The 23,754-nt window shown below is 71.9% G+C and carries 21 protein-coding genes; 8 read left to right on the forward strand and 13 right to left on the reverse strand.

The annotated features are described in order from the left end of the window. Positions 1-2: 2 nt before the first annotated feature. From tolB to tolQ, 4 genes are all read right to left on the reverse strand, one after another. On the reverse strand, positions 3-1,322 hold the full coding sequence (tolB, locus tag PKE78_RS02890) for a Tol-Pal system beta propeller repeat protein TolB (RefSeq protein WP_271199339.1): 1,320 nt from the start codon (positions 1,320-1,322) through the stop codon (positions 3-5). Positions 1,323-1,458: 136 nt separating this feature from the next. Continuing rightward, positions 1,459-2,763: a cell envelope integrity protein TolA gene (tolA, locus tag PKE78_RS02895; RefSeq protein WP_271199340.1), complete on the reverse strand. Its 1,305-nt coding sequence runs from the start codon at positions 2,761-2,763 to the stop codon at positions 1,459-1,461. 10 nt (positions 2,764-2,773) lie between these two features. Next, positions 2,774-3,217, reverse strand: a complete 444-nt coding sequence (tolR, locus tag PKE78_RS02900) for a protein TolR (protein WP_271200054.1) — start codon at positions 3,215-3,217, stop codon at positions 2,774-2,776. Between the two features lie 10 nt (positions 3,218-3,227). Next, entirely contained in the window at positions 3,228-3,905 is a 678-nt protein-coding gene (tolQ, locus tag PKE78_RS02905) for a protein TolQ (RefSeq protein ID WP_271199341.1), read from the reverse strand. Between the two features lie 284 nt (positions 3,906-4,189). Between tolQ and PKE78_RS02910 the strand changes: the two genes are divergently transcribed. After that, positions 4,190-4,939, forward strand: a complete 750-nt coding sequence (locus PKE78_RS02910) for a trypsin-like serine protease (RefSeq protein WP_271199342.1) — start codon at positions 4,190-4,192, stop codon at positions 4,937-4,939. Positions 4,940-5,231: 292 nt separating this feature from the next. Beyond that, positions 5,232-6,014, forward strand: coding sequence for a S1 family peptidase (locus PKE78_RS02915; protein WP_271199343.1), 783 nt, complete (start codon positions 5,232-5,234; stop codon positions 6,012-6,014). Between the two features lie 2 nt (positions 6,015-6,016). Here the strand turns inward: PKE78_RS02915 and ybgC are convergent, their stop codons facing one another. Further along, positions 6,017-6,457 (reverse strand): tol-pal system-associated acyl-CoA thioesterase, encoded by a 441-nt coding sequence (ybgC, locus tag PKE78_RS02920; protein WP_271199344.1) that lies wholly within the window; start codon positions 6,455-6,457, stop codon positions 6,017-6,019. Continuing rightward, the gene (gene ruvB / locus PKE78_RS02925) at positions 6,454-7,497 is read right to left on the reverse strand and encodes a Holliday junction branch migration DNA helicase RuvB (protein WP_271199345.1); all 1,044 of its coding nucleotides are present in this window, start codon (positions 7,495-7,497) and stop codon (positions 6,454-6,456) included. Before ruvB ends, ybgC begins: the two co-directional genes overlap by 4 nt. Positions 7,498-7,596: 99 nt before the next feature. Here ruvB and PKE78_RS02930 point away from each other — a divergent pair, with 99 nt between their 5' ends. Continuing rightward, on the forward strand, positions 7,597-8,679 hold the full coding sequence (locus PKE78_RS02930) for a hypothetical protein (RefSeq protein ID WP_271199346.1): 1,083 nt from the start codon (positions 7,597-7,599) through the stop codon (positions 8,677-8,679). Here the strand turns inward: PKE78_RS02930 and ruvA are convergent. The 4 genes from ruvA to PKE78_RS02950 all read right to left on the reverse strand — a co-directional run bounded on the left by ruvA (position 8,660) and on the right by PKE78_RS02950 (position 13,328). Continuing rightward, the gene (gene ruvA, locus PKE78_RS02935) at positions 8,660-9,283 is read right to left on the reverse strand and encodes a Holliday junction branch migration protein RuvA (protein ID WP_271199347.1); all 624 of its coding nucleotides are present in this window, start codon (positions 9,281-9,283) and stop codon (positions 8,660-8,662) included. The genes PKE78_RS02930 and ruvA overlap by 20 nt on opposite strands. After that, positions 9,280-9,801 carry a crossover junction endodeoxyribonuclease RuvC gene (gene ruvC / locus PKE78_RS02940; RefSeq protein ID WP_428981218.1) on the reverse strand — a complete coding sequence of 174 codons (522 nt, stop codon included), beginning with the start codon at positions 9,799-9,801 and terminating at the stop codon, positions 9,280-9,282. Before ruvC ends, ruvA begins: the two co-directional genes overlap by 4 nt. A 241-nt stretch (positions 9,802-10,042) precedes the next feature. Beyond that, complete coding sequence (locus tag PKE78_RS02945) at positions 10,043-11,407, reverse strand: serine hydrolase (RefSeq protein ID WP_271199348.1); 1,365 nt, start codon at positions 11,405-11,407, stop codon at positions 10,043-10,045. 127 nt (positions 11,408-11,534) lie between these two features. Next, positions 11,535-13,328: a glucan ABC transporter ATP-binding protein/ permease gene (locus PKE78_RS02950; RefSeq protein WP_271199349.1), complete on the reverse strand. Its 1,794-nt coding sequence runs from the start codon at positions 13,326-13,328 to the stop codon at positions 11,535-11,537. A 217-nt stretch (positions 13,329-13,545) separates the two neighbouring features. Here PKE78_RS02950 and PKE78_RS02955 point away from each other — a divergent pair, with 217 nt between their 5' ends. The 5 genes from PKE78_RS02955 to PKE78_RS02975 all read left to right on the forward strand — a co-directional run bounded on the left by PKE78_RS02955 (position 13,546) and on the right by PKE78_RS02975 (position 20,116). Beyond that, the gene (locus PKE78_RS02955; RefSeq protein ID WP_271199350.1) at positions 13,546-17,052 is read left to right on the forward strand and encodes a hypothetical protein; all 3,507 of its coding nucleotides are present in this window, start codon (positions 13,546-13,548) and stop codon (positions 17,050-17,052) included. A gap of 123 nt (positions 17,053-17,175) precedes the next feature. After that, the gene (locus tag PKE78_RS02960) at positions 17,176-18,099 is read left to right on the forward strand and encodes a sulfite exporter TauE/SafE family protein (RefSeq protein ID WP_271199351.1); all 924 of its coding nucleotides are present in this window, start codon (positions 17,176-17,178) and stop codon (positions 18,097-18,099) included. Further along, positions 18,096-18,857, forward strand: coding sequence for a TIGR02186 family protein (locus tag PKE78_RS02965; RefSeq protein WP_271199352.1), 762 nt, complete (start codon positions 18,096-18,098; stop codon positions 18,855-18,857). Before PKE78_RS02960 ends, PKE78_RS02965 begins: the two co-directional genes overlap by 4 nt. 13 nt (positions 18,858-18,870) lie before the next feature. Beyond that, positions 18,871-19,350 (forward strand): DUF3429 domain-containing protein, encoded by a 480-nt coding sequence (locus PKE78_RS02970; protein WP_271199354.1) that lies wholly within the window; start codon positions 18,871-18,873, stop codon positions 19,348-19,350. Positions 19,351-19,597: 247 nt separating this feature from the next. Continuing rightward, the gene (locus PKE78_RS02975) at positions 19,598-20,116 is read left to right on the forward strand and encodes a hypothetical protein (protein WP_271199355.1); all 519 of its coding nucleotides are present in this window, start codon (positions 19,598-19,600) and stop codon (positions 20,114-20,116) included. Positions 20,117-20,129: 13 nt separating this feature from the next. On the opposite strand, the gene pdeM is transcribed toward PKE78_RS02975, so the two are convergent. The 3 genes from pdeM to PKE78_RS02990 are packed head-to-tail and all read right to left on the reverse strand — an operon-like array spanning position 20,130 to position 23,683. Then, positions 20,130-20,846 carry a ligase-associated DNA damage response endonuclease PdeM gene (gene pdeM, locus PKE78_RS02980; protein WP_271199356.1) on the reverse strand — a complete coding sequence of 239 codons (717 nt, stop codon included), beginning with the start codon at positions 20,844-20,846 and terminating at the stop codon, positions 20,130-20,132. 43 nt (positions 20,847-20,889) lie between these two features. Beyond that, a complete protein-coding gene (locus PKE78_RS02985; protein ID WP_271199357.1) occupies positions 20,890-21,123 on the reverse strand; it encodes a hypothetical protein in 234 nt (77 codons plus the stop codon). A 28-nt stretch (positions 21,124-21,151) separates the two neighbouring features. Next, a complete protein-coding gene (locus PKE78_RS02990; protein WP_271199358.1) occupies positions 21,152-23,683 on the reverse strand; it encodes a ligase-associated DNA damage response DEXH box helicase in 2,532 nt (843 codons plus the stop codon). Between the last annotated feature and the right edge of the window lie 71 nt (positions 23,684-23,754).

The following is a 23,754-nucleotide window of genomic DNA, read 5'->3' on the forward strand; positions in this document are numbered from 1 at the left end:
GCTCAGTTCAGCGGCGGCGACCAGGCCGGATCGGAGGCGAATCCCGGCGTCGGGATGCGCTGCTCGTTGCGGCCGGTGACGTCGACGGAATAGATGCGCGGGCCGCCGCCCTGGTCGCGGAAGAACATCAGCACGCGGCCGTTGGGCGCCCAGGTCGGGCCCTCGTTGTGGAAGCCCTCGGTGAGGATGCGCTCGCCCGAGCCGTCCGGCTTCATCACGCCGATCGCGAACTTGCCGCCGGACTGCTTGGTGAAGGCGATCAGGTCGCCGCGCGGCGACCACACCGGCGTGGAATAGCGGCCCTGCCCGAAGGAGATGCGCTGCGCGCCGCCGCCGCCGGCCGACATGACGTAGATCTGCTGGTTGCCGCCGCGGTCGCTCTCGAACACGATCTGGCTGCCGTCCGGCGAATAGGACGGCGAGGTGTCGATCGCGCCGGAATCCGTCAGCCGCGTGGTGGTGCGCGAGCGCAGGTCCATGGCGTAGAGGTTCGAGTCGCCGCCCTGCTGCAGGCTCATGATCACCTTCTGCCCGTCCGGCGAGAACCGCGGCGAGAAGGTCATGCCGGGGAAGTTGCCGACGACCTCGCGCTGGCCGGTCTCGATGTTGAGCAGGTAGACGCGCGGCTCGGCGCGCCCGAACGACATGTAGGTGATCTCCTGGCTCGTCGGGCTGAAGCGCGGGGTCAGCACCAGCTCTTCGCCGCCGGTGATGTAGCGGACGTTGAAGCCGTCCTGGTCCATGATGGCGAGGCGCTTGACGCGCTTGTCCTTCGGGCCGCTTTCGTCGACATAGACGACGCGGGTGTCGAAGTAGCCCTTCTCGCCGGTCAGGCGCTCGTAGATCATGTCGGCGATCAGATGCGCGACCCGGCGCCAGTTCTTGTCGGTGAAGAACTGCTGGCCGTCGAGCTGGTTGCCCGCGAACACGTCCCACAGCCGGAATTCGGTCCTGAGCCGCCCGTCGCCCTGGCGGACGACCCGGCCCGTGACCAGCGCCTGCGCGTTGATGATGCGCCAGTCGCCGAAGCGCGGGGCGGCGTCGGTGTTGGTGATCTTCTCGATGAAGGCCTTGTGGTCGATCGGCGCGAACAGGCCGGAGCGCTTCAGGTCCGCCTCGACGACGCTCGCGATGTTGCGCGCGAGCTCGGCGTCCGCGCCCTGGCCGAGGAAGGCCGGGATCGCGATCGGCAGCGGCTGCACGTTGCCCTGGTTGATGTCGATGTTGACCTGCGCGCGCGCGGCCGGAGCCAGCGCGGCGAGGCCGAAGAGCGCGACGATCAGGGCCGCGGCGCGGAGCAGTTGAGCAGGCGAGAGCGACATTCGTGGCTATCCGTTTGAGGCCGGCGGGCGAGCCGGCGGCGCGGAACGCGTCAGAGCGGGCGGGCGGTCCGGCGGAGCGGAACCGTGAGGGGCGGCATGCCGCGCGAGCGCGGCGAGGCCGTGGCGGAGACGCGGGTCATCCGCCCATCATCTCCTTGGGATCGAAGTTGATCGTCACCTGGCGCCAGTAGTCGTAGGCGTCGGCCGGCAGCTTCAGCGGCGCGCAGCGCTGGACCGCGCGCGTCGCGGCGCCCGCCGCGGCGCGGAAGGCCGGGTTGGACGAGTTGTTGACCACCGTCGGCCCGTCGCTGAGCGTGCCGTCGGCGTTCAACGTAAAGGTCACGCGCACGGCCAGGCTGTCGCCGTTCGCGGCCCCGAAAGGCGGGTTCCAGCACTGCATCACCTGCTCGCGCACGGCGTTGTCGATGCCGTTGCGCTGGGAGAGCGACAGCTTCGTCGCCGTGCCGCGGCTGGTGCCGGCGGTCGTCTCCGGCGCGGTCTCGCGCGCCGCCGTCTGGGTGCGGCCGGGCGCGCGCTTGTCCTCGAGCGCGGACTTGCTCGGCGCGTTCGAGGTCGACTGCGAATTCTTCAGCAGCGAGGCGATCTTGTTGGGATCGAACTTGCGCTCCTCGGCCTTGGCCTCGGCCGCTTTCCTCTCGGCCTCCGCCTTGGCGGCCTTTTCCGCCTCGGCCTTGGCCAGTTTCTCGGCCTTCTCCTTGGCGGCCTTTTCGGCCGCGAGCTTGGCGGCTTTGTCGGCTTCGGCCTTGGCGAGCTTCTCCGCCTTCTCCTGCGCCGCCTTCTCCGCCGCGAGCTTCGCCGCCTTCTCGGCTTCCGCCTTGTCCGCCGCGGCCTTTTCGGCGGCCGCCTTGTCCTGCGCGGCCTTCTCCTCGGCCGCGGCCTTGGCGCGCAGCTCGGCCTCGGCGGCCTGCGCCTGAGCGACCTTCTCGGCCTTCTCGGCGGCGGCCTTGGCGGCTTCCGCCTTCGCGGCCTTGTCCGCGGCGGCCTTCTGCTCGGCCGCGGCCTTGGCCACCTTCGCGGCCTCGGCCTTCTCGGCCTTCTCGGCTTCCACCTTGGCCGCCTTGGCGGCTTCCGCCTTCTCGGCCTTTTCAGCGGCGGCCTTGGCCTCGGCCTCGGCCTTCGCGAGGTTCGGCGCGGGCGGCGGAGGCGGCGCGGCGACGTCCTCCTTCGCCTCGGGCAGCGCGTCGTCGACAGGTTCGGGGTCGGCCTCGGCGACCTTGTCGGCCTTGATCTTCGGGGTGTCGACCGTCTTCGAGGTCTTCGAGCCCTTGGTCATGGCCTCGAATTCCTGCGGCGTCAGGATCTCGATCGGAAGCGACTCCGTCGGCGACACCTCGAACGGCTTGGCCGTGCCAAGATTGACCACGCCCCAGGCGAGGATCAGCACGTGAGCGGCCGCAGAGGTGACCAGGCCTGGGCGCATGGGCGTCCGCTCAGCTCCCCTGCTCGAGTTCCGTCACGAGCGCGACCCGGCGGAAACCCGCCGCGGACAGCGTGCCCATGACTTTCATCACCTGGCCGTAGACCACGTTCCTGTCGCCCCGCACGTATATGCGTTCGTCGTAGCCGGAATTCGTGATGGCAATGAGGCGCGGCGCGATCTCTTCGACCTGCACCTGCGTCTCCTGAAGAAAGACTTCGCCCTTGGTGTTCACCGTGATGGTGAGGGGCTCTTTCTCCTCGTTCAGCGGGTTCGCAGAGGTCTGCGGCAGGTCGATCGGCACGCCGACGGTCAGCAGCGGCGCCGACACCATGAAGATGATCAGCAGCACGAGCATGACGTCGACCATCGGCGTCATGTTGATTTCGGACATGACGGCGGTACGACGCCGGCGGCGCCCGCCGCCGCGCGATCCGCCTCCACCCGCCGAGCCCATGCCCATCGGATCAGGCCCTCTCGTCGATCTGGCGGGACAGGATCGCGGAGAACTCGTCGGCGAAGCCCTCCATCCGGCTCGCCTGGCGCGTCACCTGACTGGAGAACTTGTTGTAGAAAATGACCGCTGGGATGGCCGCGACGAGGCCGATCGCGGTGGCGAACAGCGCCTCCGCGATGCCGGGCGCGACCACTGCGAGCGAGGTGTTCTTCGACGCCGCGATCGACTGGAACGCGGTCATGATGCCCCAGACCGTGCCGAACAGGCCGATGAACGGCCCGGCCGAGCCCACGGTCGCGAGCACCAGAAGCTTCGCTTCAAGCCGCTCGGTCTCCCGCGCGATCGTCACGTCGAGCACCTTGTCGATGCGCTGCTGCAGGCCTGCGACGGACCGGCCGCCGCTCTCATAGGAGCGCTTCCATTCCCGCATCGCCGCCACGAACAGCGCCGCCATGCCGGTGTTCGGACGGTTCGACAGCGAGCGATACAGCTCCTCGAGGCTCTGACCCGACCAGAAGATCTTCTCGAAACGGTCCATGTTGCGGCCGTTGCGCGAGAACAGGAGTTGCTTGTCGATGACGATCGCCCAGCACCAGACAGACGCGGCGAGCAGCCCGATCATGACGAACTTCACGACGAAGTGCGCCTGCAGGAACAGGCCCAGCAAGGACATGTCGGGTGTTGGCATCGTCCGTTCGTCTCCACGCTCCGCGGCCGCGCCGCGACTTCCGGCCGCCGCCGCGCGGCGGCCTCAAGCCGCCCGCACGCCGCGCGCCTTCGACGCCAACAGGACCGGAACGACCGCGCTAGTCGCGCGTCAATGTGTTGAAACTGCGACCCGATCCCAAAGGCGCACGCTTCGTTAATGGCTCGTCAAGGTTAAGACGACGTTACCGGCTCCCGCTGTGGCGCCCGCGCCGCGGTCCGCCCGACCGCTCGCTTCGCGGCCCGCCGCCGGATAAGACGAACGCCATGCGCGCCCTCGCCCTCGCCGCCGCCCTCGCCCTGTTCGCCAGCGATCCCCTCGCCGCAGCGGGGCTGGAGGCCGCGACCGTCGCGGTCCAGACCGTGACGCCTGTCGGCGACGGCCGCGCCCGCATCTCGGACTGCGCCGGCGTGCTGATCGAGCCCGACGTGGTGCTGACCGCCGGCCATTGCCTCGACGCGGCGTCCGGGCCGGCGCAGGTCGCCGTCTTCGCCTATGACGGCCGCCGCGCGGTTCCGCCGCACCTCCCCGTGCTGCGGTTCGCCCGCCATCCCGGCCATGTGATCGGCTGGCGCGAGCGTCCCGGCGAGCCGGAGACGCGCCAGCGCGAGATCGCGGCCGACCTCGCGCTTCTGAAGCTCGCGCGGCCCGTGGCCGGCGCGACGCCGGCCTCCTTGAGCGGGAACGTGGAGGCCGCCGCCGCGGCGACGTCCGCGATGACGGGCGTCGGCCGGTCGGGTCCCGACGCCGGCGCGCGCTCCGGCGCGCTCAAGAGCTTCCGTCCTAGCGCCGTCCGGTTCTCGACCGGCTCCGGCGCCCGCGTCGCCTTCGCGTCCGTCGACCGCCCGGCCTGCGGCGGCGACAGCGGCGGGGCGGTCGCGGCCCGCGACGGCGCGGTCTGGGGCGTGGTCTCCGCCATCCTGCGCCCGCGCGGCGGCTGCGGCGGGCGGATCGCGATCGCGCCGGTCGATCCCGCGTCGGACGGCTTCCGCCGCATGCGCCGCGCGCTCGACTGAGATCAGCGGCCCTTCCCTCTGCTTCTTCGTCATGGTCCGGCTTGACCGGACCATCCATCCCTGAAACGGCGCGTCCGCGCCGGAGATGGGTCCTCCGGTCAAGCCGGAGGACGACGCCGAGGATCAAGACCCAAAGGCGTCCGGTCAGCCGGTTGTCGCTCGACGGACACATCTGCCTGCCGGCTGCCGAAATCACGGCGACTGGAACGGACGTTTGACCTTCCGCATGCCATGGTGCGGCTTGAAACCCGACCCTTTCCGCGCCGCGCCGGCGCCCGACCGGATCTCCTGCATGCGCCTTTTCGTGTTTTGCGTTCTCGCCGCTGCGGGCGCCGCCGTCCTCGCGCCGCAGCCGGCTCTGGCGCTGTCCGGCGGCTCCCCCGCCCCCGCGGGCGACCGGCTGACGCGGGCGACGGTGTTCATCACCAGCCTCACGCCCATGGGCCGCTCGCGGGCGCAGGTCGGCAACTGCACCGGCGTGCTGATCGAGCGCAATCTCGTGCTGACGGCGGGCCATTGCCTCGCCGACCTCGGCGGCCCGAGCGTGGTGGTGGCGCAGTTCTTCGAGGGCGACGGGCGACCGGGACCGATGGTGCAGGTCGCCGCGGGCGCGATGCACCCCGACTTCCAGGGCCGCGGCGACGCCGACAACCCGCGTCCCGAACTGCTGGGCGCCGACCTCGCGATCCTGAAGCTCGCCCGGCCCGCGCCGCGCGACCGCCGGCCGATCCGGATCGCGGCGCAGCCGCTGAAGGCCGCGAAGACCCGCTCGGTGCTGGCCGGCGCCGGGCTCAGCGATCCGTCGGACGAGGGCTCGAGCGGCGAGCTCCGCCTCGCCAACGTCTCCGCCGAGGTCGTCACCGACGGGCCGACGGCGGTCGCGTTCGGGGTCTCCGGCGGCGCGGTGTGCCGCGGCGACAGCGGCGGGCCGGTGATGGGCCAGGGCGGCGTCTGGGGCGTGGTGATCGCGATCGTACGGCGTCGCAACCTCTGCAACTCGACCATCTTCATGGCCGTGCTGGACCCGAAGTCGCGCGGCTTCCGCAACATGCTGTCGCGCGCCCGCAAGGGCTGACGCTACTCCGTGCGCGCCATCTGCTCGCGCATCGCGAGCGGCATCCGCACCGGGCGACCGTCGCGGACATAGGCGCAGACGGCGAGGCCGGTCACCAGCGTCTCGCCGTCGCGCGTGACCGACTGGCCGAGCGTCAGCGACGCCTGCTTGACCTCGTGCACCCAGGTGGTGACGGCGACGACGTCGTCCATGCGCGCAGGTCTGAGGTAATCGACCGTCATGCGGCGCACGACGAAGCCCTCGCGCTCCGTCTCCCACAGCACGCGGTGGTCGAAGCCGATCGCACGCAGGATCTCGGTGCGGCCGCGCTCCATGTAGCGCAGGTAGTTGGCGTGGTAGACGGCGCCCGAGAAGTCGGTGTCCTCGTAATAGATGCGCAGCGTGAGCACGTGGCGCACGCCGTCGAGGCGACCTCCGACGCCGTCTTCGAGATTTGCCGTCATCGCTCCTCGTCGAGATCGAACAGCGGCGCCTGGGCGGGCGCGGCCGGCGCGGCGAGCCCGAGATGCCGGAACGCGTTCGCGGTCAGCATGCGGCCCCGCGGCGTCCGCTGTATGAAGCCTTGCTGGATGAGATACGGCTCGATGATCTCCTCGACCGCGTCGCGCGGCTCCGACAGCGCCGCGGCGATCGTCTCCACGCCGACCGGGCCGCCGCCGTAGTTGGTCGCGATCGTGGAGAGGTAGCGGCGGTCCATGGCGTCGAGCCCGAGATCGTCGACGTCGAGCAAGCGGAGCGCGCGGTCGGCGCTCTCGCGCGACACTGTCGCCTCGCCGGACACGGAGGCGAAGTCGCGCACCCGCCGGAGCAGGCGGCCGGCGATGCGGGGCGTGCCGCGCGAGCGCCGCGCGATCTCGCGCGCGCCCTCCGGGCTCATGGCGACGCCGAGCACCCGCGCGCCGCGCCGCACGATCAGCTCCAGCTCGTCGATCTCGTAGAAGTTGAGCCGCAGCGGTATGCCGAACCGGTCGCGCAGGGGGGTGGTCAGCAGGCCCGCGCGGGTGGTCGCGCCGACCAGCGTGAACTTCGACAGGTCGATGCGCACCGAGCGCGCCGCCGGCCCCTCGCCGATGATCAGGTCGAGCTGAAAATCCTCCATCGCGGGGTAGAGGATCTCCTCCACCGCCGGATTGAGCCGGTGGATCTCGTCGATGAACAGCACGTCGCGTTCTTCGAGATTGGTCAGCAGCGCCGCGAGGTCGCCGGCCTTGGCGATCACCGGGCCGGAGGTGGCGCGGAAGCCGACGCCGAGCTCGCGCGCCACGATCTGCGCGAGCGTGGTCTTGCCGAGGCCGGGGGGCCCTGCGAACAGCACGTGGTCCAGCGCCTCGCCGCGCGCCTTGGCGGCCTGGATGAACACCGACAGGTTCTCGCGGGCCTGCCGCTGGCCGGTGAAGTCGGCGAGCGTCTGCGGACGGATCGACGCGTCGAGGGCGTCGTCGTCGCGAAGATGGGCGTCGCGGACGGGGCTTTGCGAGGTCATGCGGCCGATCGGTGCGAAACAGTCGCTTTCGTGATACGGCATCGGCCCGGTCCGCGAAACCGCCTGCCCACGCGGCGGCTCCGCGCGGGGGAGGACGGCTTGCGCATCTGCCATCTCCATGTCGGCACGCCGAAGACCGGCTCCACGACGATCCAGGGCTTCCTGCAGGAGCGGCGCGAGGTCATCGAGGCGCGCGGGCTCGGGCTGCCGACCTTCCCGCCGCGCACCGTCGCGATGACGGGCCGCCAGCTCGCCCGCCATCTGCCGCTGGAGCAGGACCCCGCCGCCCCCGTCACGAGTTCGTGGCGCTGGCTCGGACGGCATCTTGCGGCGGCGGACGGCGACCTGCTGATCACTCGCGAATCGCTCAGCACCGATTTCGCCAAGGCCGAGCGCTTCGCCTTCGCGCGCGCCTTCTTCGCGCGCCGCGGCGTCCGCCTGCACATCATCGGCTACGTTCGCGACACGCCCGACCGCATCAACGCCACCTACACCCAGCACGCCAAGCGCCTGCGGCTGACGCGCTCCTTCAACCGCTGGATCGCCTCGGCCTCGCCTGAGCAGAACCCGAACTTCTCGCCCTGGCGCGTGTTCCGCCACATGATCGAGGCCGACGACGTCGACCTGACGCTGAAGAGCTTCGAGGCGGTGAAGGGGCGGCTCGTCGAGGATTTTCTTGAAACCGTCGGCCGCGGCGACGTCGACGCGCGCGGGTTCGACGACCGGCCCTACCGCAACGCCTCGCCGGGGCCGAAGGCGATCGAGGCGGCGCTCACGATCCGCCGGCGGCTGAACGACCGCGGCTTCGATCCGAAGGCGCTGATGGGCTACTCCATGGCGTTCGAAGCCGCCCTCGCCGAACGCGGCTGGAACGAGGCTGCGTTCTTCGGACCGACGCCCGCGCTCGCGGCCCAGCTTTCCGCGCGCTACGCCGAGGAGAACGACCGTTTCGCGCTCGCCGTCTGGGGCCGCCCCTGGAGCGAACGCGTCGCCGCGATCGACCGGCGGCGCAACGTGTTCGACCCGAAGCGCGCCAGCGCGCGCGACCTCGCCGACATCGACGATCTCGCGCGCGACGCGATCGCCCGCGGCGCCGCCGCCCTGCGGCCGGTCAGCCGGGCGCTCGCGGTCTTCGCGCGCCTCCGCCGCCGACTCGCCGGCGTCAGCCCGCGAGCTGCCTGAGGCCCGCCCGGATCAACTGCTCGGTGGTGGCGCCTTCGCCCGCGGACTGCATGGCGGCGGCGACCGCGGCGCTCGCCTGCGGCGCGGCGTAGCCGAGATTGACCAGCGCCGAGACCGCGTCCCGCGCCGGCTGCGGACCGCGCTTCGCGTCCCCGCCATCGCCCGCCGCCAGCCGCCCGAGATTGGGGTCGACGTCGGCGAACAGCGGCGCGCGGTCCTTGAGCTCGGCCGCGATGCGCGCCGCGACCTTCGGGCCGACGCCCGGCGCGCGGGCGATCGCCGCCTTGTCCTGCAACGCGATCGCGGTCGCGAGCTCCGGCGCGTCGAGCACAGACAGCACGCCGAGCGCGACCTTGGTTCCGACCCCCTGCACGGTGTTCAACAGCCGGAACCACTCCCGCTCCAGGTCGGCCATGAAGCCGAAGAGCTGGATGCGATCCTCCCGCACATGGGTCTCGATCGACAGCCGGGCGATCTCGCCGGCCTTGGGCAGCCGCCCGAGCGTGCGGGCGGAGCAATGCACGACATAGCCGACGCCGCCGACGTCGATGATCGCCCAGTCGGTCCCGACCGAATCCACCTTGCCCGTCAGCTTGCCGATCATGCGGTCATCCTCGTCGCGGCGGCGATGCGGGCGCGCGCCCCGCGATGCTGGGCGTGGCAGATCGCGACCGCGAGCGCGTCGGCGGCGTCGGCGCTCTTGAACGTCGCCTTCGGCAGCAGCACGCCGATCATGGCCTGGATCTGGCGCTTCTCCGCGTGGCCGGCGCCGACCACCGTCTTCTTCACGAGGTTCGGCGCGTACTCCGCAACCGTAAGCCCCGCGAGCGCCGGCACGAGCATCGCCACGCCCCGAGCCTGGCCGAGCTTCAGCGTGGCGGACGGGTTGTTGTTGACGAAGGTTTCCTCGACCGCCGCCTCATGCGGCGCATGCCCCGCGAGCACCGCGCACAGGCCGGCGTGGATCGCCGCGAGCCGCTCCGCGAGGCTGAGCGCGTCGTCCGGGACGATGACGCCGGACGCCACGAAGGACAGCCGGCTGCCGTCAGCCTCGATGATCCCCCAGCCGGTGCGGCGGAGGCCCGGATCGACGCCGAGGATGCGAATCGCGGACAGGCTCATGCTTCCGATGTAGCGGGAGAAGGTTACCGGAACACAAGCGGAACGTCGCGGCGCGGCGCGGGCGGCCGCCGATCTTGTTCGGAAATCGCCTCGGCGCCGCGCGGCCTAGCGTCATGCCCGCCGAAGGCGGGTATCCACGACGTCCTTGTGCGTGAAGCCCCACGATCCAAGTCGTGGATGCCCGCGAAGGCGGGCCTGACGACCTCGCCTGCGGGCGACGCAAACTTTCCGGACCCAGCGCTCAGAAGGCCGACTTGCCCGCCGGCGGCTGCGCGTTGCGGTAGACCGAGCCCGGCGTCGGGGTCGGCCCGTTCGAGGCCGCGGTGGGGCCGGCGCCCAGCGTCTTCCGCGGCGGCGTCTTGGGGTCGAGCTCGATCTTGACCCGGCCCTTCTTCTCCGCCTCGGCGGCCTTGGTCGCCTTCGTCGATTTGGCGGCGGGCTTCTTCGCAGGCTTGTCGGCCTTGAGCGACTTCACCTTGGCGCTTCCGGGCTTGACCGCGGCGCCGGGCACCACCGACGACGAGGCGGCGGCGTTCGGGGCGTAGGCGGTCGGCGCGTCCTCGTCGACGCCGCTCGGCTTGGCGGCGGTCGCCGGCGCGTTCGGAGCCGGCGTGGCGTAGACCATCACAGGGTTCACCTGAGTCTTGGACATCAGGATCGGCCGCCACGGATGGCCGTTCGGATCGTACTTGCGCGCGGCGCGGAACTTGGCGGTCGACTTGCCGCACATCTCCTCGCGCAGGTCGATCGGGAAGGCCGGCGCGATCGTGGGCAGGGTCGCGAGCGTGCCGACGGCCGAGCGGGCGGCGAACCCGCGCTCGAAGGCGTCGATCGCGGTCTCGGAACGCTCCAGCGGCGTCGGCGAGCCCAGCACGACCGTCACCAGCCGGCGCCCGCCGCGGCTCGCGGTCGCCACCACGTTGAAGCCGGACGAGCAGACGTAGCCGGTCTTCATGCCGTCCGCGCCGGGATAGCGGCCGATCAGCCCGTTGTGGTTGCGCATGACGCGGCCGCCGATCTGGATCGCGTCGAGCGAGAACAGGTCGCCGCGGTCCGGGAAGTTGCGGTAGAGCGCGGTCGCGAGCACCGCCATGTCGCGCGCGGTCGTGCGCTGCAGGTCCGGGCCCGGCCGCACCGGCAGGCCGTTGGGATTGACGAAATTGGTGTTGGTCATGCCGATCTGGACGGCGGTGCGGTTCATCTCCGCGACGAAGGCCTCGACGCTGCCCGAAACGCCTTCGGCGAGCAGGAAGGCGATGTCGTTCGCGGACTGCACCATCAGCATTTTGAGCGCGTCGTCGACCGTCACGGTCTGGCCGACCTGAAAACCCATCTTGCTGGGCGGCTCGGCCTGCGCGCGGGCGGTGTAGACGAGCGGCGTCGAAGCTGAGAGCCGGCCGTTCTTGATCGCCTGCAGCACCACGAAGGTGGTCATCAGCTTGGTGAGCGACGCCGGATACCAGGGCGTGGTGGCGTCCTGCGCCTCGAGCACCTGGCCCGTCGCGATGTCGGCGACGAGCAGAGGCTTGGCGAAGGCCGGGGCGGCGGCGATCGAAAGGACCGCGGCGAAACAAACCAGCGCGCGGCGGCGGATCGAATGAAGCATGGGCGCCATCGTACTCGTGATGCGTCTGTGGGAGGCGGCCCCGACGGCGCCGTCCCCCGACGCGCACGGCGCATGACAGCCTGCCGATCTCACCTGACGTTGTACCTGCGTAGTGCCCGGATGCCAATCACGCAGGGGTCACGACGGCGTCGGAGCCGGGCTTCGCGCGCTCGGCGGCCTGCGCCAGCGCCTGCGCCGCGACGAGCTTCGCGAACGGGCCGCCGGCGCTGGCGAGCGCCTCGAACGAGCCGCGCTCGACGATGCGTCCGCGCTCGAACACCAGCACGAGGTCGGCGCTGCGCACGGTCGCGAGCCGGTGGGCGATCACCAGCGTGGTGCGCCCGGCACGCGCGGCGTCGAGCGCCGCCTGCACCTTCGCCTCGGTGCCGGCGTCGAGCGCGCTCGTCGCCTCGTCCAGCACGAGGATCGGCGGGTCCTTGAGCAGCGCGCGCGCGATCGCGAGCCGCTGGCGCTCGCCGCCCGAGAGCGATGCCCCGCGCTCTCCAAGCGGCGTGGCGAAGCCGTCCGGCAGGCGGCGCACCACGTCGAGCACCTGCGCCTTCTCGCAGGCCGCCTCGAGCTCGGCGTCGGAGGCGTCTACACGACCGACACGGAGGTTCTCCGCGATCGTGCGCGCGAACAGCATCGGCTCCTGGAACACCACGCCGACGTTGCGCCGCAGCCCGTCGAGCGTCATGGCGCGGATGTCGGTCCCGTCGATCGTCACCCGCCCCGCCTGCGGGTCGAAGGCGCGGTGCAGCAGCGCGAGCGTGGTCGACTTGCCCGAACCGGTGGCCCCGACCAGCGCGACGGTCATGCCCGGCCGGGCGCGGAAGGAGACGTCGGACAGCGTGGGCCGGCCGGCCTCGTAGGCGAAGGACACGTCCTCGAACGCCACGTCGCCCGAGAGCCGGCCGGGGTCGCGGGCGTCGGGCGCGTCGGCCACGTCCGGCGCCGTGTCCAGCAGCGCCAGCAGTTCGCCGATCTTGGGCGCGTTCATCAGCAGCATGTTGACGAGCGTCACCGCCTCGCCGAGCCGGCCGATGACGAGGGTCGCGAGCGCCGCGAAGGCCACGATGTCGCCGACGCTCGCGAGCCCCTGCGCGTTGAGGGCTGCGCCGGCGAGCACGACGCCGAGCACGGTGAGCGTGCCCGCGGCTGGCGTCGCCGCCGCCGCATAGGCCCACCAGGACAGCACCGGCATCTGCGCGTCGAGCAGCCGCTGCATCACGCCGCCGAGATAGGACATCTCGCCCCGGATGCGCGCGAAGCTCTGCACCACCGCGACGTTGCCGACGGCGTCCGCGGCGTGCTGGGCGAGGTCGGAATGGTAGGCCTCGACGTTCTCCTGCCGGCTCTGCGTCTTGCGCAGCAGCAGCGTGATCGCGATCCCGAACAGGATTACGAGCGCGATCAGGATGGCGCCGAGCCAGGGGTTGAGCATAAGGCTCGCCGGCAGCAGCGCGACGAGGCCGATCAGCGTCGCGCAGCCGGAGCGGAAGAACAGCAGCCAGACGTCGGCGAGCGCGTTCGCGCCTTGCGTGAGCGCTTTCACGATGCGGCCGGAATGGGTGCGGCGGTGGTAGCTGAGCGGCAGCGACAGCGCGTGGCCGAAGACCTCCGTCATCACCACGAGCCGGCGGCGGTGGGCGAGCCGGTCGGCGTTCAGCCCGACCACGACGCGCCCGGCGATGGCGGCGAGCGCGATCAGCGCCCAGGCCGCCGCGAGCGTCGGCAGTTCGCCGGCCCGGCCGCCGGCCAGGCTGTCGATGATGCGCCCGAACAGCACCGGCTCCGCGAAGGCCGCGAGCGCGAGCGCGGCGTTTCCGGCCGCAAGCGCGACGCCGAGCCGCCGCTCCTCGCCGAGCAGCGCGAACGCCCGCCGGTAGACGGCGAACACGCCCGTCGCGGAAGTCTTCACGCCGGCGTCCGCCGTTTGCGCGTTACGGGAGCCGCCGTCATCCGTTCAGCCTATGGTTTCGGCGTCAGCCGCGAGCGCGTTAACCGCGAAGTTAACGGGTTGTTTACCCTATCCGTTAACATTGCGTTAGGCGGCGCATTAACGCGTCGTCCACGAGCCTCCAGCACGCCGCGGCGCCGGACCGCGACGGGACGGGGGGCCGCCTCGGGGTGGTGCGATGAGCTTCAGCGACCAGAGACATGCCGCCGCGCCCGCCACGGACGAGGCTCCGGCCGGCTCCGCTCTGGACCGGCTCGCCAAGCGCCTGGCCGCCAGCCGCGGCGAGACCGGCAGCGCGCCGCGCCGCGACCTCGAGCAGCTCGTCGACATGCTCGCCCGCCGCAACATCCAGACCGAAGACCGGCTGACGGACGCGCTCGAAGGCCTCGCCCGCTGGGCCGGCCGCGCCGAAGGCGAACAGGCCCCGAGCGTCGCGCCCGCGCCGCCCCGCGCGGCGCAGCCCGCGGACGCTCCCCGGCCGGCGACGCTGCGGTCGGCGCTCGCGGAGATCGCCGCCCGCCAGAAGGACCTCGACGCTCGCGACGTCCGGCCGGCGGCGCAGCCGGAGCCGGCTCCCGTCGCGCTCGCCCCGTCGGCGAACGACGCCGTGATCGCCGACATGCGGCGCCAGATCGAGGCGCTCGCGGGCGCGGTCGATGGCCTGCCGACCCGCTCGGACGTCGACAGCCTGCTCCGCGAGATCGCCGCCGTCGCCGCGCGCTGCGACGCCGAGCGTCCGGCGCGGCTCGACCCGACCTCGCTCAAGGCGATCGAAGCGCTCGTCATCGAAGTCGACCGCATGCGCAACGACGCCGCGAGCCCGCAGATGCTCGCCCGCTTCGCCGAGGAGGTGACCGGGCTTTCGCGCCAGCTCGAGGCCATCGGCCCCTCCAACGCCGAGGCGATCGAAACGCTCGCGCGCCACATCGACGACATCCGCGGCGAGCTCGCGCATTTCACCAAGGTCGGGGCCGTCGATGGCCTCGCCTCCGACATCCAAGCTCTGGTCGCGCGGCTGGACGAGCAGGAGGCCGCGGCGGCGAGACGCAGCGAAGACTCCGCGCGGATGGAAAGCGTGCTTCGGGCCGAGATCGAGGCGCTGTCCCCGGCTCCCGCGCTCGACGCCTTCGCGCAGCGCCTCGACGCGCTGACCGCGCAGCTTGGCCAGCGCGCCGCCGTCTCCCCCAAGCTGCAGGCGCTGCCCGAGAAGGTCGAGGCGCTGAGCGGCAAGATCGACGCTCTCGCGGAAAACAGCGGCCTGGCGGACGTCGGGCGGAAGGTGGACGCCATCGCCGGCAAGCTGGCGGAGCCGCCTGCGGCGAACCCGGCGCTCGTCTCGCTGTCCGGCAAGATGGAATCCCTGCACGGCAAGATGGATACGCTGGCCGCCGCCGCGCTGACGCGCGCCGCGGACGTCGAGCGGATCGCCGACGTCGTCCGGAACGAACTCGCCGCGCTCGCGGAGCCGAACGCGATTGAGAGCGTCGAACGCCGCATCGAATCGCTCGCGCAGCAGCTCGCCGAGCGCCCGTCGGCCGCCCCGGCGGTGCTGGCCCTCTCCGAGCGGGTCTTCGACCTCTCCACCCAGATCGAGGACGTCGCCGTCGCCGCGCAGGCGCGCGGCTCTTCTTTCGAGCGGATCGAGGAGGCTGTCCGCGGCATCGCCGAGCATCTGGTCGCGACCGCCGCGGCCCCCGCCGCGCCTGACGCCCTGTTCGGGATCGAGCAGCGCATCGTCGACCTGATCAACAATCTCGACCGCACCGATGGTCGGATCGACGACCTCAACGCCGGGTTCTCGGCGCTCGCCGCGCGGGTAGAGCAGAGCTGCGCCGCCGCCGCGCGCGACGCCGGCCAGGCCGCCGCCGACGCGGTGCGCGAAAGCTTCGTCGAACGCGACAGCGACGAGCCCGCAGGCGGCCATGGCGTCGGCATGCTCGACCTCGCGGAGGCGCTCGGCGAACTCCGCGCCGCGGCCGTGCGCACCGACCGCCGCACCGCCGACACGCTCGACGCGGTGCGCATGACGCTCGACCGTCTGGCCGACCGCATGGACGCGCTCGCCGCCAGCGGATGGCCCGTGGAGCGTGCGGCTTATGACGACCGCCCGCTCACGGCTCCGGCGCCCACGGTCGACCCGATCGAAGCGGCCCGAGCCGCCGCCCGCCGCGCGATGGCGGAAGCCGTCGAAAGCGAGCCCGAGCCGGCGCGCGTCCGCGCGGCGGCGCCCGTGGCCGCGGCGGCGCCCGCCGCCCCCGCCATCACCGCGTCGCGCGCGCCGATCGAGGACGACGTCTTCGACCTGCCGATGGAGCCGGCCGCGCCGACGGTCCGCGCGCCCGAGCCGGCCCCCGACGCGCCGGCCGCCGCGCCGAGCGCCGCCTCCTTCATCGCCGCCGCCCGGCGCGCGGCGATCCAGCCATCGTCGGACCCGGACGAGGAGCCGTCGCATACGGTCGTTAAAGCGAAGGGGGCGAAGGCGTCGAGCGTTCGCTTGCCGGACGTCACCGGAGCCATGTCCACGCTCAAGGCGCGCCGGCGGCCGATCGTGATCGCCCTCGCCGCCGCGCTGATCGTGCTCGGCGTGGTCAAGCTCGCGAACTCCCTGCACGACAATCCGGTCGATCCGGCGCCGACGGCGCACTCGCCGCAGTCCGACCTCGCCGTCCCGACCGCGCCCCAGGCCGCGGCTCCCGCCCCTGCCGCCGCGCCCGAAATCGAAACCCCGCGGGCCGAGGCCCGGCGCCAGGAGGCGCCGGAGCCCGCGCCGCTCGCCGAACGTCCGGCCGACCCGATCCCCCCGTCGGCGACATCCGAGCCGGCCCCGGCGCCGAAACCTGGCGCGCAGCTTTCGCCGCCGCGCGCGCCGGCGAAGGACATGACCGACTTCGCGTTTTCGCAGACCCTCGGGCCGGCCCCCCAGAAGTTCACGACACCGTCGGCCTCCGTCGACGGCCTGACGACCGGCTCCATCAACCGATCCGCCAATCCGGACGCGCTCCCGGATTCGATCGGCGGCGCGACGCTGCGGATGCGCGCGGTCCAGGGCGACCCGTCGGCGCAGCTCGAGATCGCCGACCGGTTCCTCGACGGGCGCGGCGTCGCCGCGGACCCCGCCGCGGCCGCGCGCTGGCTGGAGAAGGCCGCGGCGCAGGGCCTCGCGCCCGCGCAGCACCGGCTCGGCAGCATGTATGAGAAGGGCCGCGGCGTGGCGCGCGACATCCTCTCCGCGCGGCGCTGGTACGAACAGGCCGCCGCCTCGGGCAATGTCCGCGCCATGCACAATCTCGGCGTGATCTACGCCGAGGGCGGGCTTGGAAAGCCTGATTTCGGCGCCGCCAGCGTGTGGTTCCGGATGGCGGCCGAGCGCGGCCTGGCCGACAGCCAGTACAATCTCGCGGTGCTGCAGGCCCGCGGCCTCGGCGGCAAGCGCGACCTCGCGGAAGCCTACAAGTGGTTCGCGCTCGCGAGCCGCCAGGGCGACCAGGACGCCGGACGAAAGCGCGACGAGGTCGCCAAGGCCCTTGGCGCCAACCTGACCGCGGCCCAGCAGGCGACCGACGCCTTCCGCCCCCGCGGGGTCGACGATTCGGCCAACGAAGCCCCGACGCCCCCCGGCGGATGGGACCAGGTCTCGAGCTCCTCCGCCCGCTCGGTGCGGACCACCCCGGTGTCGCTGCGCTAAGCCGCGCCGCAGCACGGACCGTTGACAAGGCGGGCCGGGGCGGGACCTAACGACGGAACCGCGCCCGTTCTCGCCCGCGCCGGGGCGTGAGCGTCGGCGCGCGCCCTTCGTCGATCACGGCCCATGCAGATCTATCTTCCGATCGCCGAGCTACCGGTCAACGTGCTGCTCGTGATCGGCATGGCGCTCGCGGTCGGCTTCATCTCCGGCCTGTTCGGCATCGGCGGCGGCTTCCTCATGACGCCGCTGCTGATCTTCATCGGCATTCCGACCGCCGTCGCCGTCGCCTCCGAAGCGCCGCAGATCGCCGCCTCCGCCTTCACCGGCGTGCTGTCCTACTGGCGAAAACGCGCGCTCGACGTGAAGCTCGGGGCGGTGCTGCTCGCCGGCGGCGTGGCGGGGACAGGACTTGGCGTCTGGTTCTTCAACGCCATGCGCGACGCCGGCCAGCTCGACGCGATCATCGCGGTATCCTACGTCGTGCTGCTCGGCGCGATCGGCGGACTGATGCTGGTGGAATCGCTGCGCACGCTCGCCCGACGCCCGTCGGCGACGCCCGCCCCCCGACGGTCGGGCCGGCTCTCGCTCGTCGACCGTCTGCCGCTCAAGATGCGGTTCCAGCGCTCGATGATCTACGTCAGCGTCCTGCCGCTGATCGGCCTCGGCGGCTTCGTGGGCTTCGTGGGCGCCGTGCTCGGCATCGGCGGCGGCTTCCTGCTGGTGCCGATCCTCGTCTACGTCTTCCGCGTGCCGACGGCCGTCGTGGTCGGAACCTCGCTGTTCCAGATCCTCATCACCATGCTCTCGGCGACCGTTCTGCACGCCGTGACCAACGCCTCGGTCGACGTCGTGCTCGCGATCCTGCTGATGCTCGGCGGCTCGATCGGCGCGCAGTTCGGCGTCCGCGCCGGCCAGAAACTGAGAGGCGAGCACCTCCGCCTGCTGCTCGCGCTGCTTCTGCTGACGGTCGGCGGGCGCTTCCTCATGGACCTGACCGTGGCGCCGCGAGACGCGTACTCGGTCACGCTCGGAGACAAGCCGCGATGAAGCGCGCGGCGCTCGTCATCGCCGCGCTCGCGCTCGGCGCCGCGCCGGCCCGCGCCGAGAAGCTGGTGCTTGCGCTGTCGTCCCAACAGGTCACGATCGCCTCCAACTACGCCGGCGCGGACCTGACGCTGTTCGGCGCCATCCGTGGCGCGCGGCCCGGCGCGCGTTGGGACGTCATCGTCCAGGCGGAAGGCCCGTCCGGGCCGGTGACCGTCCGCCGGAAGGAGCAGCTCGGCCCGCTGTGGCTGAACCGCGCCACCCGCGCCTTCACGCGCGCGCCGAGCTTCCTCGCGACGCTGTCGTCGCGGCCGCTGCAGGGGGTCGTCTCGCCCGAGGACATCTTCAGCGAACGGCTCGGCCTGCGCGCGGTGACGGAAGGCGCGCCCGCCGAAGGCACCCGCAAGCTCAGCCTGTCGGAGGACGCCGCCTTCGTGGACGCGCTGATACGGCTTCAGACGGAACGCGGGCACTGGCGCGAGGACGGCGACGGCGTGACGTTCCTGGACCGCGATCTTTTCCGAGCGACGATCCATCTGCCGCCGGACATCGCGTTCGGGCCGTATCAGGTGGACGTTCGGCTCTACGCCGCCGGCGTGCAGGCGGCCCGCGAGACCATCACCTTCCGGGTCGTCAAGGCCGGCTTCGAGGCGCGCGTCGCCGCGCTCGCGGACCAGCGCCGCGTAGCCTATGGTTTCGTGATGGCGCTGCTCGCGCTCGCCTTCGGCTGGACGGCGAGCGCCGTGTTCCGCCGCGAGTGAGGAGGTCGCGCCCGTGACGCTGATCGCATCCGAGCCTGTCGACCACGACCGCGAGATTCCGGAGCTTCCGCTGGCGCTGGGCCTGGCGGGGCTCGCCCCGTTTCTCGGGCTGTCGCTCGCTCTGGCGTTCGGGCACGCGCTTCCGCTCGGGGTCGACGCGACCGGCGCCCTGCTCGGCTACGGCGCCGCGATCCTGTCCTTCCTCGGCGGAGCGCACTGGGGGCTCGCGTTGCGTCACCCCTCCCCCTCGATCCGCAACGGCCTGTTCCTGCTCGCGATGGCGCCGCCGCTGTGGGCCTGGGGCGCTCTTATGGTCGGCGGCGCTGCGGGTCTCGCCATGCTGGCGGCGGGTCTCGCGGCTCATGGCGCGCTCGATGCGACGCGCGCCCCGCGCTTCGCCGCGCCACGGTGGTACGCCCGCCTGCGCCTGCTGCTCGCGGCGCTGGCGACCATCGCGACCACCGCCGCCGCCGTGGTCGTGGGCTACGCTTGACGGTCAACACAACGCGACGATACGGACGACGAATTGCCCGGACTTCCCGCCATGCTACCCTATAACGAGAGGCAGGCGGGGGGATCGGCAGGGTCGGCGAGTGAAAATTGTGCGCGTAAGTTCAAGGCCAGCCGCGGTTCTGGGGATAGCCACGGCCATTCTGGCCGGCGCTGCGGCGTCGCCGGACGCCTCTGCCAACGAGTTCAAGTTCACGTCGCCGTTCGCGCCGTGCGCCATGGACTGCGCTGTGACCGGCTTCGCCGGAGCGCTCGTCCAGAGTTCGATGACGTCGATCTACGTGTCGGGCACAAACATATCCCCCACCCGCTGGAACTTCGGCTCCTCCGGCATCGTCGGCGCGTCGTTCTCGCGCGAAGTGCTGACCTACGGCACGCTCTGGGCGTTCGAGACCGAAGCCGGCGTCGCGCAGCGCTTCGGAAGACTCGATGAGACCGAAGTCTGGAGCGCGCTCTATTTCCGCTGGAAGAGCTTTCCGTGGAGCGACCGCCTGCGCACCTCGGTTGCGGTTTCGACCGGTCTGAACTGGGCCTCGGACGTCCCGCGCTACGAACTCGAAAAGTCACGCGGCGGACGCTCCCAGGTCCTGCACTATCTCTCGCCCGAGGTGACCTTCGGGTCGATCGACCACCCGAACTTCGACCTGGTCTTCCGCTTCCACCACCGCTCGGGCGGCAAGCTCGCCGTGTTCGACAACGCGAGCGGCGGCGTGCAGTACGGCACCGTGGGCCTGCGCTACCGCTGGTGACGGACGATCGTCCTCAATCCGGTCGAAGGCCCCACGAGGGCATGGCGTAGACGCCGGCGTCGCCCAGCATCCAGGCGGTGAAGGCCTCGGCGGCGAACAATCCATGGAAGGCGCGGTCGCGCACGTTGAGGCCGCCGGCGTAAGCGCCGAAGGCGGGCAGCACGACGCGCGCGCCGTCGGTCGCGAAGCAGCGGCGGCGGAGCGAACGGCCGCGCACCGCCACCTTCGCCACGGGGTGGAGATGGCCAGCGAGCTCGCCGGGCGCCGCGCCCGCCGTCGGCTCGTGGCGCAGCATGAGGGCGCCGAGCGCGAGGACCTCGCGGGCCTCGCCGCCGAGGCCCGCCGGCGGCGCCGGGTCGTGATTGCCGGCGATCCAGATCCAGTCGCGCCCGCGCTGGAGCGCGGCGACCGCCGCGCGGTCCGCCTCGTGCATGCGGGCCGGGCCGCCGTCGTCGTGAAAACTGTCGCCCAGCGCGATCACCACCCGCGGCTGGTGCGTCGCGATCAGGCGCGCGAGGCGGCCGAGCGTCGTCGCGGTGTCGTAGGGCGGCAGCATCTGGCCGCGGCGGGCGAAGGACGAGCCCTTCTCCAGATGCAGGTCCGCCACGATCAGCGCGCCCGATCCCGGCTCGTACAGCGCGCCGAGCGGATCGGCGACCAGCGCGACGCCGGCGACCCCGAGCGTAGGCTCGATCGCGTCGTGCGTGAGGCGGGCGGAGCGAATCGTCATGGGTGGGAACGTAGCAGGAACTTCGGAGGCCGGTCCATGGCGCTCAGTTGAACAGAGAGGCCAGCCAAGGCGTCCGGTCACGGGCCTCGCACTCGGCCGTCCAGACAGAGTCGTAGATTCCTACCGCAGGACCCAGGTCACCCCACACGCCGTTCTCTAACCACTGTCTGCAGAAGGTGTATGCGCCGTCGGCGCGTTCGAGGATGACAACGCGCTGATCGCCAGCGTCATTCTCAAACGTTTTAACCTCACGAGCGGCAGAGGCGGCAGCGGTCATCACGACATCCTGACAGGTCGGGTCAGCCTTAATCCTCCGCCATCGCCTCCGCCACCAGATCGTCGGCGGCGAGCTTCAGCAGAGCGTCCTGGGAGGCGCCGTAGACCGGCTCGCGACCGACCTCCAGCAGCACCGGAACCGCCAGAGGCGAGACGCGCGACAGCGGCTTGTGGACCATGTGGCCCTTCACCCGCGCCAGCATCTCGACGATGCGTTCGAGGTCGATCAGGCCGCGGGCGGCGTCGGCGCGGGCGGCGCGGAGCAGGACATGGTCCGGCTCGTGCCGGCGCAGCACGTCGTAGATCAGGTCGGTGGACATGGTGACCTGCCGCCCGGTCTTCCGCTTCGCGCCGATCACGTCGCGCTCGATCAGCCCGGCGATGATGGCGCAGTTGCGGAAGGTGCGCTTCATCAGCGCGCTCTCCTCCAGCCAAGCCTCCAGATCGTCGCCCAGCATGTCCTGGTCGAACAGCGCGTCGAGCGAGAGCAGGTCGCCCGCGATCATCGCGCTCATGTCGCGCAGGGCCCAGACCGCGAGGCAGTAGTCGCTCGCCACGAAGCCGAGCGGGGCGGCGTGCGCGCGCTCCAGCCGGCGGGTCAGCAGCATGCCGAGCGTCTGGTTCGCGAGCCGGCCCTCGAAGGTGTAGGCCACGAGGAAATTCTTGCCCGCCCGAGGGAAGGTCTCGACCAGCAGCTGCTCCGGCTCCGGGATCAGCGAGCGGCGCTGCTGCAGGCCGAGCCATTCGCGGGTCTGCTCGGGCAGCTGCGGCCAGCTCGCGCGGTCGTCGATGATGCCGCGCACGCGGGCCGCGACGTCGGTCGTCAGCGGCATGCGGCCGCCTACGTAGGTCGGCACCTTCGGCGCGTCGGAGGTCGAGCGCGAGGCGTAGACGTCGGTGTCGACCAGCGCGTCGAACTTCAGGATCTCGCCTGCGAACATGAAGGTGTCGCCGGGGGTGAGGGTCTCGACGAAATACTCCTCGATCTCGCCCAGCACCCGCCCTCCGAAGCCGCCGGGAGCGACCGTGCCGGCCTTCGAGCGTCGCGCCTTGGCGAGGCGCACCTTGAGCGTCGTCGCCTCGATGATGGTGCCGACGTTGATGCGCCAGCTCTGCGCCACCTGCGGGTTCGAAACCCGCCACAGCCCGTCCTTGGTCTTGCGGATCTTGGCGAAGCGCTCGTAGGAGCGCAGCGCGTAGCCCCCGGTCGCGACGAAAGCGACGACGTCGTCGAAGGTCGCGCGGTCGACGTCGGCGTAGGGCGCGGCGGAGGTGACCTCCGCGAACAGCGCGTCGGCGTCGAACGGGCCGCCGCAGGCGACGCCCAGCACGTGCTGCGCCAGCACGTCGAGCGAACCGGGCTTCGCGGCCTCCGCGTCCTGCTCGCCCGCGAGCGCCGCGGCCCGCGCCGCCTCGCACTCGATCACCTCGAAGCGGTTGGCGGGCACCATAATGGCCTTCGAGGGCTCGTCCAGCCGGTGGTTGGCGCGCCCCGTCCGCTGCAGCAGGCGCGAGGCGCCCTTGGGCGATCCCATGTGGACCACGAGGTCGACGTCGCCCCAGTCGATGCCGAGATCGAGCGTGGAGGTCGCGACCACCGCCTTCAGCCGGCCCTCGCCCATGGCGGCCTCGACCTTCCGGCGCTGGCCGACGTCGAGCGAGCCGTGGTGGAGGGCGATCGGCAGCGTGTCCTCGTTGATCCGCCACAGCTCCTGGAACGTCAGCTCGGCCTGCGCCCGCGTGTTGGCGAACAGCAGCGTGGTCTTGTGCCGCTTGATCTCCTCGTAGATCGCGCCCAGCGCGTGGCGGCCGCCATGGCCGGCCCAGGGCAGGCGCTCGTCGGTCTGATGGATCGAGATGTCCGGCGCCGCGCCGCCGGCGATCTGCACGAGCTCCGCGAGCGGGCGGCCCCGGCGCGGGTCGACCAGCCAGCGGCGCAGCGCGTCGGGGTCGCTCACCGTGGCGGAGAGCCCGACCGTGACGACGTCCGGCGCGAGCGCCCGGATGCGGGCGAGCGCCAGCGCCAGCTGGTCGCCGCGCTTGGTGGGGCTGAGCGCATGCAGCTCGTCCACCACCACGCGCTTCACTGTCTCGAACAGCCGGCCTGCGCTCGGGTCGCCGATCAGCAGCGCGATCTGTTCGGGGGTCGTGAGCAGGATGTCCGGCGGGCGCTCCTTCTGCCGCTTGCGGCGCGCGGCGGGCGTATCGCCGGTGCGGCCCTCGACGCGGACGGGGAGGCCCATCTCCGCGATCGGCCGTTCCAGATTGCGCGCGACGTCGACCGCGAGCGCCTTCAGCGGCGAGACGTAGAGCGTGTGGATTCCCGGAACGCCGATGTTCGAACGCCCGCCGGTCTCGGCCAGCTCCACAAGCGTCGGCAGGAAGCCGGCAAGCGTCTTGCCGGCGCCGGTGGGCGCGATCAGCAGCGCGTCCCGGCCGGCCTGCGCATGCGCCATGAGTTCGAGCTGGTGGACGCGCGGCGTCCAGCCCCGCCCGGCGAACCAGCGCACGAAGCGGTCGGGCAGGACGGCGGCGTCGACGGGAGGCTGAAACGCGGTCACGCGCCTGAGATAAGCGCGCCGCGCGCGACGGGGAGTGGCGATGCGCGCTTCTCGCGGCGCGCGGCGCTTGT

The organism is Methylopila turkensis, from assembly GCF_027922325.1.
In the GTDB taxonomy this organism is placed as follows: Bacteria; Pseudomonadota; Alphaproteobacteria; order Rhizobiales; family Methylopilaceae; genus Methylopila; species Methylopila turkensis.

Bases quoted from the DNA above. Each gene is read 5' to 3' on its own strand.
- PKE78_RS02915 (WP_271199343.1), top strand. From the start codon at position 5,232: ATGCGCCTTTTCGTGTTTTGCGTTCTCGCCGCTGCGGGCGCCGCCGTC.
- tolA (WP_271199340.1), bottom strand. From the start codon at position 2,763: ATGCGCCCAGGCCTGGTCACCTCTGCGGCCGCTCACGTGCTGATCCTC.
- PKE78_RS02910 (WP_271199342.1), top strand. From the start codon at position 4,190: ATGCGCGCCCTCGCCCTCGCCGCCGCCCTCGCCCTGTTCGCCAGCGAT.
- ruvB (WP_271199345.1), bottom strand. From the start codon at position 7,497: ATGACCTCGCAAAGCCCCGTCCGCGACGCCCATCTTCGCGACGACGAC.
- ruvC (WP_428981218.1), bottom strand. From the start codon at position 9,801: ATGAGCCTGTCCGCGATTCGCATCCTCGGCGTCGATCCGGGCCTCCGC.
- PKE78_RS02985 (WP_271199357.1), bottom strand. From the start codon at position 21,123: ATGACCGCTGCCGCCTCTGCCGCTCGTGAGGTTAAAACGTTTGAGAAT.
- PKE78_RS02945 (WP_271199348.1), bottom strand. From the start codon at position 11,407: ATGCTTCATTCGATCCGCCGCCGCGCGCTGGTTTGTTTCGCCGCGGTC.
- ybgC (WP_271199344.1), bottom strand. From the start codon at position 6,457: ATGACGGCAAATCTCGAAGACGGCGTCGGAGGTCGCCTCGACGGCGTG.
- tolB (WP_271199339.1), bottom strand. From the start codon at position 1,322: ATGTCGCTCTCGCCTGCTCAACTGCTCCGCGCCGCGGCCCTGATCGTC.
- PKE78_RS02965 (WP_271199352.1), top strand. From the start codon at position 18,096: ATGAAGCGCGCGGCGCTCGTCATCGCCGCGCTCGCGCTCGGCGCCGCG.
- tolR (WP_271200054.1), bottom strand. From the start codon at position 3,217: ATGGGCTCGGCGGGTGGAGGCGGATCGCGCGGCGGCGGGCGCCGCCGG.
- ruvA (WP_271199347.1), bottom strand. From the start codon at position 9,283: ATGATCGGCAAGCTGACGGGCAAGGTGGATTCGGTCGGGACCGACTGG.
- tolQ (WP_271199341.1), bottom strand. From the start codon at position 3,905: ATGCCAACACCCGACATGTCCTTGCTGGGCCTGTTCCTGCAGGCGCAC.
- pdeM (WP_271199356.1), bottom strand. From the start codon at position 20,846: ATGACGATTCGCTCCGCCCGCCTCACGCACGACGCGATCGAGCCTACG.
- PKE78_RS02955 (WP_271199350.1), top strand. From the start codon at position 13,546: ATGAGCTTCAGCGACCAGAGACATGCCGCCGCGCCCGCCACGGACGAG.
- PKE78_RS02960 (WP_271199351.1), top strand. From the start codon at position 17,176: ATGCAGATCTATCTTCCGATCGCCGAGCTACCGGTCAACGTGCTGCTC.